This is a genomic window from Campylobacter mucosalis (assembly GCF_013372205.1).
GTDB lineage: Bacteria > Campylobacterota > Campylobacteria > Campylobacterales > Campylobacteraceae > Campylobacter_A > Campylobacter_A mucosalis.
Genome location: NZ_CP053831.1, coordinates 733178 through 745689, shown reverse-complemented (window position 1 = coordinate 745689; position 12512 = coordinate 733178). Strand labels below are relative to the sequence as shown.

12 protein-coding genes are annotated in these 12512 nt (G+C 34.6%); 4 read left to right on the top strand and 8 right to left on the bottom strand.

Annotated elements, in window-relative coordinates:
* Positions 1-30 precede the first annotated feature (30 nt).
* From CMCT_RS03930 to CMCT_RS03915, 4 genes are all read left to right on the top strand, one after another.
* Positions 31-936 (top strand): AEC family transporter, encoded by a 906-nt coding sequence (locus CMCT_RS03930; RefSeq protein WP_176325022.1) that lies wholly within the window; start codon positions 31-33, stop codon positions 934-936.
* A gap of 65 nt (positions 937-1001) precedes the next feature.
* Complete coding sequence (locus CMCT_RS03925; RefSeq protein ID WP_034967313.1) at positions 1002-1205, top strand: hypothetical protein; 204 nt, start codon at positions 1002-1004, stop codon at positions 1203-1205.
* Positions 1206-1246: 41 nt separating this feature from the next.
* A complete protein-coding gene (locus tag CMCT_RS03920) occupies positions 1247-1864 on the top strand; it encodes a response regulator transcription factor (protein ID WP_051654836.1) in 618 nt (205 codons plus the stop codon).
* Positions 1845-3020 carry a sensor histidine kinase gene (locus tag CMCT_RS03915; RefSeq protein WP_244948665.1) on the top strand — a complete coding sequence of 392 codons (1176 nt, stop codon included), beginning with the start codon at positions 1845-1847 and terminating at the stop codon, positions 3018-3020. Before CMCT_RS03920 ends, CMCT_RS03915 begins: the two co-directional genes overlap by 20 nt.
* A 4-nt stretch (positions 3021-3024) precedes the next feature.
* Here the strand turns inward: CMCT_RS03915 and CMCT_RS03910 are convergent, their stop codons facing one another.
* Genes CMCT_RS03910 through CMCT_RS03875 form a run of 8 tightly spaced genes read right to left on the bottom strand, consistent with a single transcriptional unit; the run spans position 3025 to position 12413 of the window.
* Positions 3025-3885: a DMT family transporter gene (locus tag CMCT_RS03910; RefSeq protein WP_034967318.1), complete on the bottom strand. Its 861-nt coding sequence runs from the start codon at positions 3883-3885 to the stop codon at positions 3025-3027.
* On the bottom strand, positions 3878-5113 hold the full coding sequence (locus CMCT_RS03905; RefSeq protein WP_034967320.1) for a TolC family protein: 1236 nt from the start codon (positions 5111-5113) through the stop codon (positions 3878-3880). Before CMCT_RS03905 ends, CMCT_RS03910 begins: the two co-directional genes overlap by 8 nt.
* On the bottom strand, positions 5103-8129 hold the full coding sequence (locus CMCT_RS03900) for an efflux RND transporter permease subunit (RefSeq protein WP_034967323.1): 3027 nt from the start codon (positions 8127-8129) through the stop codon (positions 5103-5105). The genes CMCT_RS03905 and CMCT_RS03900 overlap by 11 nt, the downstream gene beginning before the upstream one ends.
* Positions 8129-8860: an efflux RND transporter periplasmic adaptor subunit gene (locus CMCT_RS03895; protein ID WP_034967326.1), complete on the bottom strand. Its 732-nt coding sequence runs from the start codon at positions 8858-8860 to the stop codon at positions 8129-8131. Before CMCT_RS03895 ends, CMCT_RS03900 begins: the two co-directional genes overlap by 1 nt.
* On the bottom strand, positions 8857-10134 hold the full coding sequence (locus tag CMCT_RS03890) for a TolC family protein (RefSeq protein ID WP_034967328.1): 1278 nt from the start codon (positions 10132-10134) through the stop codon (positions 8857-8859). Before CMCT_RS03890 ends, CMCT_RS03895 begins: the two co-directional genes overlap by 4 nt.
* Before the next feature lie 2 nt (positions 10135-10136).
* Positions 10137-10868, bottom strand: a complete 732-nt coding sequence (fliP, locus tag CMCT_RS03885) for a flagellar type III secretion system pore protein FliP (protein WP_169752374.1) — start codon at positions 10866-10868, stop codon at positions 10137-10139.
* Between the two features lie 3 nt (positions 10869-10871).
* On the bottom strand, positions 10872-11645 hold the full coding sequence (locus CMCT_RS03880) for a flagellar motor protein MotB (protein ID WP_034967330.1): 774 nt from the start codon (positions 11643-11645) through the stop codon (positions 10872-10874).
* Between the two features lie 3 nt (positions 11646-11648).
* Entirely contained in the window at positions 11649-12413 is a 765-nt protein-coding gene (locus CMCT_RS03875; RefSeq protein WP_034967332.1) for a motility protein A, read from the bottom strand.
* Positions 12414-12512: the final 99 nt, after the last annotated feature.

Here is a 12512-nt window from a genome sequence, read left to right as displayed (position 1 = left end):
CGACATTTTAAATTTTTTAAAGAGTTTTTAATGATCTTTATCCCACTTTTTTCTATTTTTGTAATCGTTGCTGTTGGCTTTATAGCCAAAAAGATAAATGTTGTGGAGCAAAAACACTCCATATTGTTTATAAACTACGTTCTATGCTTTGCTATGCCAGCCTTGATATTTGATAAAATTTACCACGTAAATGTTGATATAAGGCTATTAAACGTAATTGGAACTGGCTTTTTATCAACTATAATCGGTGCACTCGTCTGTCTTGCTTTATGCAAAATTTTAAATTTCAAAAAAGCTACCACAGTAAGTGCTGTTTTGCTTAGCCTTTTTGGCAACACCCTATTTGTCGGTATGCCAGTTGTTCAGGGATTTTTTGGCGAAAATGCAGTAAATGAGGCGATTTTTTACGATCAACTAGCCACATCTATACCTATTTCGATACTAGGTCCACTTATCCTATCTTTTGGTGCGCCACAAAAGGTATCGCTTTTTGAAAATACTATGAAAATTTTAAAATTTCCGCCATTTATAGCACTTGTGGCAGGTTTTTTGGCTAAGAATTTTCAAATACCAGATTTTATCTTTGCTCCGCTTCGTATGTTTGAGGGTTCAGTCACGCCAGTTGCGTTATTTGCTATTGGTATAGGTCTTAGCTTTGGTAGTATTAAAAGCTCATACAAGAGCGCAAGTATCGTGCTAGTGTGTAAAATGGTCGTGCCACCGCTGATATTTTTTGCTCTTGCAAAATTTATGCAGATACAAATAGATGAAGTATGGCTCATTGGGATATTTCAATGTGCGATGCCACCTATGGTTTTAGCAAGTGCGATGATAATGAAAGCAGAGCTAGATAGCTCACTTGCTATATCTGCTGTAGCTATGGGCGTTGCGTTTAGTTTTGTGACTCTACCGATTTTATTTTTGGTGTTTAGTTAAATTTTCACACTTGCTTCACACTAAATTATTATAATTAGACCGAATTTTCTTATAAAGGAGACAAAATGAAAAAAATAGTTGCACTTGTGCTTGGTTCGTTAGCTTTTGGTGGTCTTTGCTTAGCCGCTGATATGTCAAAGGGTGACATGATGAAAAAAGATGAAACCCACATGATGAAAGATAAAGCAAAAGAGGATATGATGATGAAAAAAGACGAGATGAAAAGCGATATGAAAGAGATGAAAAATGAGATGAAAAAAGGCATGTAGTGAAAATTTTGCTCGTAGAAGATGATGAAACATTACTTGAAATGACCCAAGAATTTCTAAGCGAAAATGGCTATGAAGTTTGCATTGCAAAAGATGTAAAAAGCGCACTTGATCTATCATACGAGCAAAAATTTGATATATTCATACTTGATGTTAAGCTTCCAAAGGGCGATGGTTTTTCTTTACTATCGTCCTTAAGGGAAGCTAGAATTAATACACCAACTATATTTACCACTTCACTAAATACACTAGACGATATTGAGTGTGGATACAAAAGTGGTTGTGATGACTATCTAAAAAAGCCGTATGAACTAAAAGAGCTTTTATTGCGGATCAATACCCTCTTAAAACGTACATTTTCACATACAAATAATGACTTTATAGATATTGGTAATGGATATAAATTCTATACTCTTGGCAAAATTCTAAAAAAAGATGATCAAATCATAAACCTATGCAACAAAGAGATTGAGCTGCTTTTATACTTTTTGCAAAACAAAAATACCTTGCTAAGCAAAGATGAAATTTTTAACAAAATTTATGCATTTGACGAAGAACCAAGTGAGTTAAGCTTGCGTGCATATATTAAAAATTTGCGTAAAATTTTAGGTAAAGATAGCATTGTAAATAGACGAGGAGATGGCTATATTTATCTCTGAACGTAATAGCATTATCTTAAAAATTCTAGCAGTTTATCTACTTAGCACATTGCTATTTTTTACATATTTTTTTACAAATGAGTACAAAAATGCAAAGAATTTACTAATTTCAGAGCAGGTAAAAAGCCTAAAAGAGATAAAAATGGGCATTTATATGAAAGCTGTGATGAACGGATTTAGTGCAGTTGATGAATTTGCGGTACAAAAAAATGTAAAAATTTGCATAATCTCTGAAACAAATCAAACACTTTATCAAAACACGTCTTGTAAAATACCACAGCAAAGCGTATTTATGCAAGACAACAAAGTTGGAATTTTTGAAAATATTCAAGATATGCAAGAGGATACAACTGAAATCTCGCGCTCAAATATCATATTAACAGGAAGAGAGATAAACGGTGAACTTCTAAAGATAAAAGTTGAAATTTTTAGCAAAATTATAATTATTCTTATATCTATCCTAGCGATATCTTATGTGCTTATTAGGTTGGCACTAAAGCCTCTTTATGACAAAATAACAACACTAAATCGCTTTATCAAAGACGCAACTCACGAGATAAATACGCCACTTTCTATAATTTTAATGAGTATTGAAACAATGAATAAAAGTGAACTTAATAAACGAAACATTAAGCGTATAGCAAATATAAATTTAGCAGCAAAAAGACTAAATAATATATATGATGACCTGCTTTATCTTACTTTTAAACAAAATACCAGCAAAAAAGAACTTTTAAAATTAGATGATATTTTAAGCCAACGACTTGAATATTTTGATACCATCTTTGCAAAACAATCACTAAAAATACAATCAAATATAAAAAAATCTGAAATCTTTGCAAATCGTTTAGAAGCAGTAAAGATTTTAGATAACTTGCTAAGTAATGCTGCAAAATACACAAATTTTGGAGGTAATGTCAGCATAAATCTATCTAAAAATAGCCTTAGTATCGCAAATTCTGGAGACGGGTTAAACAAAGAACAGCTTAGTAAAATTTTTCAACGTTATGTTAGATTTAATAAAAATCAAGGTGGTTTTGGCATAGGACTTAGTATTGTAAAGCAATGTTGCAAAAACAATAATATAGAAATTTTATGCCAAAGCGAACCAAATAAAGAAACTACTTTTTATCTAAAATGGCAAGATAAAAAGTAGTTATTTATACCATTTTATAAAATTTCATTATTTTTTTATGCAAAATAAGCGATAAATAGAGTATTGCCGCACCGATAGCTAGTCTAGCTAGGTCAGTGTCTTTATACCAAAATATCAAATTTACTAAAATTGCAGCTGGTATAAGGGCGTTATTCATAATCGCAAGAACTCCGCTATCAACCTCACAAGCACCCTTGTTCCACAAAAAGTATCCAAGCCCACTTGCCACAACTCCAAGCCATATAAGCACGAAAATTTGCGTATTATCAAGAGATGTTTTGCTAAAATTTCCAAACAACAAAAATGCTATTAACGTGACAAAGAATGCACCAAAATGAAAATATCCAAAGACGCTTTTTTGCTCGACGCCTTTAAACTTTTCTATTAAAATTTTATACGCACTTTGACCAAAACCAAAACATATATTTGCACCCTGAACTAGCAAAAATCCCTTTAATGCTCCGTCATTTATAGAGCCGTATTTTATGATAAATGCACCAAGGACTGCTGTGCCAACGCTAATTAAGTATAGTTTTCTAAATTTAAGACTAAACGCATCATATACTAAAGTTACATAAAATGGTGTAAATATTGTAAATAACGCAACTTCTGGCACACTAAGATATAAAAACGAGTTGTAGTAAAACAGATACATCGCACCTATTTGCACCGCACCTATGCCCATAATACCAAGTGCTAAACGCCTATCTACTCCGCGAAAACTAGTAAATGGCAAAAATACTATGCACGCTAGAGCAACCCTAGTAAAAACGCTAAAATAACTATCAACCCTACCTGATAAAAACTCACCTATAAGGCTAAAGCTAAAAGCCCACAATATCGTAACAAACACGAGTTTATTCATCTTGTATCCTTTTTGTTATATCATCTTTTTGCTCAAAAAAATACTCAAGCTTTCTTATCTGAAATTCGCCCATATCAAGCAAAAATCCCACCTGCTCAGCAATATTATCTTCAAGCAAAAACAAAAACTCATCATACTTAATATAACCGCTACTATAAGATAAAATAACGTTCTTTAGGCTCTTTTGTAGCCTTTTACTCTTTACTTCATCTATTTTTGTGCTAGCCTCAAGCCTAATAATAATCTCTTTTAAAGCCTGAAGTCTAGCAACTATCATAGCAGTTTTATCGTTTAGCTCAAGTAGCTGTTTTTGATACGTAGCTTCTTGCTCTTGGCGTTGTTTGCTCTTTGTTATGGAATTTGGTAAATCCCACTTAAGCTCCAAAACTGGCTTATTTGCGTCAAGATATTTGCTTATAGTCTCAGATGTGCCACCCTTGCTTTGTTTAAAGCTGTTATTATTTAGCGATTGAGAGTCTTTTAGATAAATTTTAGGCAAATTTTTACTCTTTTTGGTCTCATTTTCTAGATCATAAATAACGCTATTTTGCTCTTTAATATGCAAATTTAAATCAGCAATATTGTCCGTAAAAATGGGCATTTGCATAGTGCTTCCAGCTTTAAAATCTATCTCGCCATTTGAAAGCAAAGTAATTGATGAGCGTAAACTAGCTCGTTTTAACTCAAGCTCAAAAAGCTCATCTTTTGCGGTTAAAAGTGCTTTATTTATAGCGTCATTTTCATCACTGCTAACCTCTAAGAACTCATATAATAGCGAATTTTCATCAGATAGCGATTTTAAAATTTCAACTTGATTTTGTTTTAATTTAATAATGCCATCCATAGTAATCGCACCAAAATAGAGCTTTGCAACCTCAAAACTAATAAAATTTTTATAATCCTCGCTCTTAAAAATCTCGCCCGTTTGAGATAACAAACTCATCTGCTCTAAGCTTTTAGAGCGTCCGCCGTCAAACAATAAATACTCAAAACGAAGCAGTATCGAACCAGCCTTTGTAGCGTAACCACCCTGCTCTTTTTGTGTAAACGTATAACGCGTATTTAGAGTAAAGTCAAGCTGTTTTTGCTTAGTGATATCCTTTGAAATTTCGTGGCTAAATTTTAAAATATCATCTTTTTTAGCACTTTGAGCTAGGTTTATTAACTCATTTAAATTTCCAGCACTAAGCGTAAGTGCTAAAATAAAGATAAAAATACTAGCTCTCAAGCTCTTGCCTTTGATAAAATTTTCTAAACCACATATCTATCTTGTAAATTCCATTAAATAAAATAGGAACTATAAACAAAGATAAAATCGTAGAACTTATAAGACCGCATATAATAGCTATTGCCATAGGGGAGTTGCTCTCATATCCAGCACCCCTTGAAAACACAAGTGGCAACATCGCAAATATCATAGCAAAAGTTGTCATAAGTATCGCTCTTAACCGTAATTTACCCGCTTTTATGACAGCCATATCAGCAGGCATTCCCTCGTTTGCAAATTTGTTGGCAAAGTCTATTAGTAAAATCGCATTTTTACCAACCATACCAAAGAGCAAAATAACGCCAACCATAACAAAAAGGCTAAACGAATTTTGACTAAAAAATAGCCCCACGCCAACTCCAGCAAAAGCAAGTGGCATAGATATCATAATAATAAATGGCAAGATAAAACTCTCATAAAGTGCGGCTAAAACCATATAAATTAGCACCGCACTAATTAAAATGGTAAACAAAAATGCACGGTTCGTATCGTCCATATACTCAACAAAACCCGAGTATTTATGCGTATATCCGCTAGGCAAAATTGACCTCATGCCCTCATCTATCTTTGCCTTAACCTCGCTTAACGCACCTGATTTTGTGTTTGCTATAAATTTTATCTCATCTTGTTTGTCATATCTTAATCTAACCGATGAGTCAAAATTTTGGCCAAACATCGCAACATCGCCTAGCAAAATGTCATCTCTTATACGAAGTCTTTTTAGCTCATCTATCCTGTTTTTATAATCATCATCAAAACGCATTAAAATTTCGTATTCATCAGTTCCGTCATCAAAAACTCCAACAGAATTTTCACGATAAGAAAGAGATATCACATTTGCAATCTCATACTCGCTAACTCCTAAAATTTTTGCCTTTTGTCTATCGATTGAGATTTGAAGTTGCGTTTTTTTATCCTCGTTTGTGCTGCTTATATCTGTTAAAAGCTCTGTATTTTCAAGAACGGCTCTAATCTTTGGAGCAAGCGAAGATAATACCCTCTCATCATCGCCAGTAACTATAAGCTGAACCTCCTCGTTATCTCCGCCAGTATCGACGGTAGCAAGTTCGGCAACTGAGATATATACATTTTGAAATTTCATCTCATCTCTAATCTCACGCATAATCTCTTTTTGTCTTTTTTCTCTTAAGCTAAGCTCTTTTAATCTTACGTAAATTTTAGCCTTATGTGGTTCTTTTGCGTCGCCATAAGCGGTAAGCAAATAGGCATACTCTACATCTTTTCTTAAACTAACCGCCCTTAAAACGTCAAGTCCTATCTGCCTAGTAACTTGAGCGCTTGAGTTTGCGTCTGTTTTTAGCATAATGTTAAACTCGCTATTATCCTCGCTTGGTTTAAAACTACTACCAAGTTTAGATGATACAAACATACTTAACGCAAAAATTACAATCACAAGCAGAGTAAATAGGAGTTTAAATTTTAAAACAAAGCTCAAAATTTTTTCATACGAGCTTTCAAGCCAGATAAAAAATGGCTCACTTTTGTGATAAAAACTGCTCTCTTTTACGCTAATAAATCTCGCACAAAGCGTTGGCGTAAGCATAATACACACAAAAAACGATACAACAATGCCACCAGCCACGCTTAGAGCAAATGTGTTAAAGTATTCGCCGACTACGCTATTCATAAATGCTATTGGCACAAAAACGCAAAGCAATACGATAGATATAGCAAGAACGCTAAAGGCTATCTCTTTTACGCCCAAAAAACTAGCTTTTAGTGGATCTTTTTGCCCGTTTTGTATGTGTTTTGAGATGTTTTCTATCACAACTATCGCATCATCAACAAATATGCCAATGCCAATGGTAAGAGCGACTAATGTTAGCCTATTTAGGTCATTTCCTAAAATATAAATGATAAAAAACGTGCCGATTATACTAACTGGTATTGCGATACTTGCGATGATTGTCGAGCTAAAATTTCGCAAAAATAAAAACACTATAACAGCAGTGAGTATAACTCCTAAAATCATATCAAAAACAGCTTGGCTGATATAGTTTTGTATCAAAAAACTCTTATCAAAAACCAAGTCTATGTCGTAATTTTCGCCAAGTAAGGCTTTAAATTCTGGCAATTTTAACTTCATATCATTTATGATTTTTATGGTGTTTGCACCAGATATCTTTCTAGCTTCTAGCAAAACTCCACTTTTAAATTTGCCATCTATATTTGCATCTGCATAGCTTTTATCACTAGCTCCATCAAAAGTGATCCTAGCGATATCTTTTAGAAAAATTCCATTTTTTATCCGTAGATTTTCAAGCTCAAAAATAGTTTTAGCGTCGAAATTTGACTTTAGAGTTATGACATTTTGGCTATTTTCAATCTTGCCAAGTGGCATTTTTAGATTACTTGCTTTAATAATTTTTGCGACTTCATCTGCATTTAGTGAGTATTTATCCAGCAAAAATGCATCTAGTAAAACATAAATTTCAGGTTTTAAAAAACCGCTATCTTTAATCTCTCCAACACCCTTGATACGCTGTAAAAAGTTACGTGCCTTGTCATCTACAACCTTCATAAGTGCCGTTTTGTTGCCATCTTTTGCACTCACAAAAACGCCAAATATCACCTCACTAGCACTTCCCATCTTTTCAACAACACTACGCCCATCAACACGAGCCTTATTTATGCGATCTCTAGCGTCGTTTAGGGCTGACTCTATATCTTTACCAAGCTCAAATTCGACCAAAATCACGCTTAGATTATCATAACTAAAAGAGCGTATGTGTTTTACTTGATTTATCGTATTTAGTTCATCTTCTAGCTTTTTAGTTATCCTGTTTTTAATAAGTCCCATATCACCATTTGCATACGTAGTAATCTTTATAAGCGGTATATCGACCTCAGGATAGGCGTTTGTGCTCATATTTTTAAAAGAAAACAGGCCAAATAGCACGAGTGCTAGAAATATCATTAGTGTTGTGATTGGGCGATTGATAGCAAATTTATACATTATTTTACGATATAACCTTCTCCAAAAGAGCCTATTTTAACCCCTTGAGTTATGGCTTCGGCTTTAAATTTTCTAGTTTTTTGATCTATTGTTGGATAGATGAGTGAAATTTTAACACTCTTTTCGCCACTATCTGCGATTTTAAATTTAAACTCATCGCCGATTTTTACGCTATTTATATACTTTTCGTCAATCAAAATTGAAATTTTAACCTCAGGATATGAGATGATTTGAAAAATTTCAGAATTTAAAGCAAACACGCCGTTTCCAACCTCACTTGACTTTGCACTTATAATGCCGTCATAAGGGGCTTTTAAGCTCTTTTTCTCAAGAGCATATTTTGCATTATCTACTGCAATTTTAGCCTTTTTAAGCTCGGCTTGTGCCTTGTGATAGTTAAATTTTGCCTCATCATAGCTTTGAGCCGAGGTTAGATCTTTTACTTGTTTAAATTTCTCAAATGTTAAGGTGCTAAAATCACTAGCCGAAGTTGCCTTTAAAAGCTCTGCCTGGGCATTTTGTAACATTATTTGTTCATCTTTGCTATCAAGCCTAGCTAGCTCATCGCCCTTTTTTACCACGCTTGATACATCTACACCAATCCACTCTAGCACTCCTGAGCTTTGAAAAACGAGCTTTGAGCTTTTTAACGCAACCACGTCAAAATTTGCATATATCTGCTCTGCATTTAGAGTAAAAAAGCTTAACACAAAAAGTAAAATTTTTCTCATTTTACCACCTTTGAAGCGATATCATCGCCGTTTTTATAAAAATATCTAGCCTTTTTAATCTCTAACTCATTTTGGTTTACACTTAAATTACTGCTAGCCTCAAAACTCCTACTAGTCGCAGCCAAAAACTCACTATATCCGACCAGTCCAGCCTTGTATTTTTGGGCATTTACTTCTAAACTTTTAAGGGCTGCTTGTTTTGAAGCCTCAAGTGCTTTTATGCGACTTTTTAGGCTTTTAATCTCATTTTGTATACTTTTTAGCTCTGTTATGTTTTGACTCTGTTTATATGCTAAATTTAGGGCTAATTGCTGTGTTTTTATACGACTTATTTGTATTTGTTTGTAACTAGAGCCAAAGTCGAAAATTTTCCAATTAAAACCTATCATAAACTCATTTGTATCTTGCTTTTTCTCGTTTAATAGCTCTTTTAAATATGGGCTAAATGCTTTAGAATTTGATGATAAATATCCGTAGTCGTAGTTGTTTTTATAAATTAAATATCTATTTTGCAAAAATATTTGTGGCAAGTAGCTAGAAAACGCTTCTTTTTCACCGCTTAAAGCAGAATTTAGCTCTTGTTTTAGTGCTAAAATTTCGCCATTTTGACTTAAAGTATTAAAATTTACATCATCTATTTTGCTTTTTTGTGGCTTTATGTCCTTAATGTCAGTTAAAAGCTCTATCTGTAAAAGGACATTTTCTAGCCTTGTTTTTATCTCATCTAGCTCACTTAAGGCAAGTAGATACTGGGCTTTAACCGCTTCGCTTTCATCTATACTAGCAAGTCCAGCCCTCATAAAACCATCAAGCCTATTTTTAGCTTCAAGCAGATATTTTACCTGAGCATTTTTAGCCTCTAAAATTTCATTTAAATTTAAAGCAGTAAAGTAAAGAGCGACGCACTCGTAGGCTAACTCATTTTTAAACTCGCTACTTCTTAGCTCTTGGGCGTTTTTGTTAAATTTTAAAGCGTCAAGCCTAGCCTCTCTAGCTCCGCCGTCATATAGCATAAACTCAAGCTTTAACGCCGCCTTTAAGCTCTCTTTTGGTGTGCTAAATCCCCTATCATCGCTATAACTAGAGTATCCACTCTCAATACTAAGACTTGGCATATACGACCTAGCAAGTGCCTCTTTAGCCAAACTAGCTCTTTTTACGTTATACTCTTTTATTTTGACTAGTGTTGAGCTGTTTAGTGCATTTAAAAGCTCACTAAGCTGTGTCGCTAAAGAAAAAACAGGCAATAAGAAAAGTATTAAGATTTTGTACATTGCTATGAAAAACTCTTAACCAAATTCCCAATAAGTAAATTCCAACCATCAACAAGCACAAAAATAAGCAGTTTAAACGGAAGCGATATCGTAACTGGCGGAAGCATCATCATACCCATAGCCATAAGCACAGAGCTTACAACCATATCGATGACCAAAAATGGCAAATAGAGCAAAAACGCTATCTCAAAGGCAGTTTTTAGCTCACTTATCATAAACGCAGACATAACGATAGTTAGTGGGACTTCATCTACATTTGCTGGATTTTCTAAATTTCTAATACGAAAAAATAGTGCAAGATCCTTCTCTCTCGTGTTTCTTAGCATAAAATCCTTAAACGGCTTTATACTGCTATCAAACGCTTGTTCGTAGCCTATTTGTTCGGCTAAATATGGCTTAATGCCGTCATTATACGCCTGTTTTGCGGTTGGCTCCATTATAAAAAACGTAAGCACCATCGCAATGGATAGTAAAACCGTAGATGGTGGCATTTGCTGTGTTCCCATAGCTTGACGCAAAAATGAAAACACGATGATAAGCCGTAAAAAGCTAGTCATCATAAACATAAGCCCAGGTGCTAATGTCAAAATTGTTAAAACTATTAAAACATTTAGCGAGGTTACTAGTTGAGTTGGATTTTCTGGTGCGTTTAGGCTTAAATTTATCGTCGGAAGCGGTGCGTCAGCAGAAAATGCGATACAAAAAACACTAGCTAAAAGTAAAAATACTCTCATAACTTACTTTGTATCAAGAATGCTTTTTTTAGCGGTATCTCGCTTTGTCTTATCAAGCGATGTAAAGTGTATCTCAACCCTGTTATTTTGTGCTCTGCCCTCAGCTGTATCATTTGTCGCAAACGGCTCAAACGAAGCACGAGCCGCAGCCACCAGCCTTTTTGGCTCAACACCATCTTTAATAAGCTCATCAACAACACTTATGGCACGAGCAGATGAGAGTTGCCAGTTATCCTTGTAAACAGAGTTCATATCTGGAGCTTGAGTATCTGTATGTCCTATGACATTTACATCAACATCAGGTGGAAGTTTTGCTGTTATCATCGCTACACGTTTTAAAAATAGCTTAGCATCATCATTTGAAATTTCAGCCTTACCCTTTTCAAATAACAACGCGGATGGCATTCTAAGTATAAATCCATCTTCAGTCTCTTGCAAAATAACCTCTGGTGCTCCAGAAGAATTTAAAATTTCATTTATACTCTGAACAGTCTTTGCAAAGCTACTTTGTGAGCTTTGCTCAAGCTTTTCTTTTTTAATTTTTGATTGTAATTCCGTTTCTTGCTCAGCTTGTGTTTCAGGTCTAGCTCCACCCTCAAGTATACTTAATGCTCCAGCTAACGAGCCAACTGCCGTTTCAAATTTCTTTGCATCCATTGTACTCATTGAGAGCAAAAGTACGAAAAAGCAGAGCAAAAGTGACATCAAGTCTCCAAATGTTGCAAGCCACCCTGGCATACATTTGGGGCAATCTTCAGGTCTTATTAGCTTTCCCATTTGTTACTCAAACTGCGATTTTCTATCTTTTGGTGGCAGATACGAAAGTAGCTTATTCTCAAGCGTTCTTGGATTATCTCCTGCTTGAATTGAAACTATCCCCTCGATGATAACCTGTTTTTCTAGCGCCTCATCATCATTTCTAATTGATAAAATATTTGCCACAGGAGCGCCAATTATATTACCTATCATCGCTCCATAAAGCGTCGTAAGAAGCGCCACCGCCATTGATGGACCAATCGCACTTGGATCTGACATATTCATAAGCATCGCAACCAAGCCAATAAGCGTACCTATCATACCCATGGCCCCAGCAAAACCACCAACTTGATCAAAAATTTTAATATTAGCTCCGTGTCTTGCTGATGACTGTTCTAAGTCAATCTCAAGCAATGCCCTAACAGCGTCAGGCTCATTGCCATCAACTGCCATTGAAAGCCCTTTTTTCAAAAACAAATTTGACTCGTTGTTTACGTCATTTTCAAGTGCTAAAATTCCGTCACGTCTAGCCTTTGTGGAGTAATCAACAATCTTTTTAATTGTTTCTGGCAAATTTGTAAGAGTTGGTTTAAGAGCAATACCATAAAATTTACCAATATTTTTTAGCGTTTCCATTTTAAATCCAACCATTAAAACGCCAATTGTTCCACCAAAAACGATCATCACAGACGGGATATCGATATAAGGACCAATACCAACGCCTATTGCCATAGAGCCAAAAAGTAGCACTAGCGTTAAAACCCAACCGACAACGGTTCCTAAATCCATACTAACTCACTTTGAAATTTTTTACATAAAATCTCGTTATTTTATTAGCTTTTAGTTAAAAATCTGATAAAATCCTAGCCAAAATTTTAAATAGCAAGG

Excerpts from the sequence above, each read along its gene's own strand:
- CMCT_RS03925 (WP_034967313.1), top strand. The coding sequence starts at position 1,002 with ATGAAAAAAATAGTTGCACTTGTGCTTGGTTCGTTAGCTTTTGGTGGT.
- CMCT_RS03900 (WP_034967323.1), bottom strand. The coding sequence starts at position 8,129 with ATGTATAAATTTGCTATCAATCGCCCAATCACAACACTAATGATATTT.
- CMCT_RS03890 (WP_034967328.1), bottom strand. The coding sequence starts at position 10,134 with ATGTACAAAATCTTAATACTTTTCTTATTGCCTGTTTTTTCTTTAGCG.
- CMCT_RS03915 (WP_244948665.1), top strand. The coding sequence starts at position 1,845 with ATGGCTATATTTATCTCTGAACGTAATAGCATTATCTTAAAAATTCTA.
- CMCT_RS03920 (WP_051654836.1), top strand. The coding sequence starts at position 1,247 with ATGACCCAAGAATTTCTAAGCGAAAATGGCTATGAAGTTTGCATTGCA.
- fliP (WP_169752374.1), bottom strand. The coding sequence starts at position 10,868 with ATGAGAGTATTTTTACTTTTAGCTAGTGTTTTTTGTATCGCATTTTCT.
- CMCT_RS03875 (WP_034967332.1), bottom strand. The coding sequence starts at position 12,413 with ATGGATTTAGGAACCGTTGTCGGTTGGGTTTTAACGCTAGTGCTACTT.
- CMCT_RS03910 (WP_034967318.1), bottom strand. The coding sequence starts at position 3,885 with ATGAATAAACTCGTGTTTGTTACGATATTGTGGGCTTTTAGCTTTAGC.
- CMCT_RS03930 (WP_176325022.1), top strand. The coding sequence starts at position 31 with ATGATCTTTATCCCACTTTTTTCTATTTTTGTAATCGTTGCTGTTGGC.
- CMCT_RS03895 (WP_034967326.1), bottom strand. The coding sequence starts at position 8,860 with ATGAGAAAAATTTTACTTTTTGTGTTAAGCTTTTTTACTCTAAATGCA.
- CMCT_RS03880 (WP_034967330.1), bottom strand. The coding sequence starts at position 11,645 with ATGGGAAAGCTAATAAGACCTGAAGATTGCCCCAAATGTATGCCAGGG.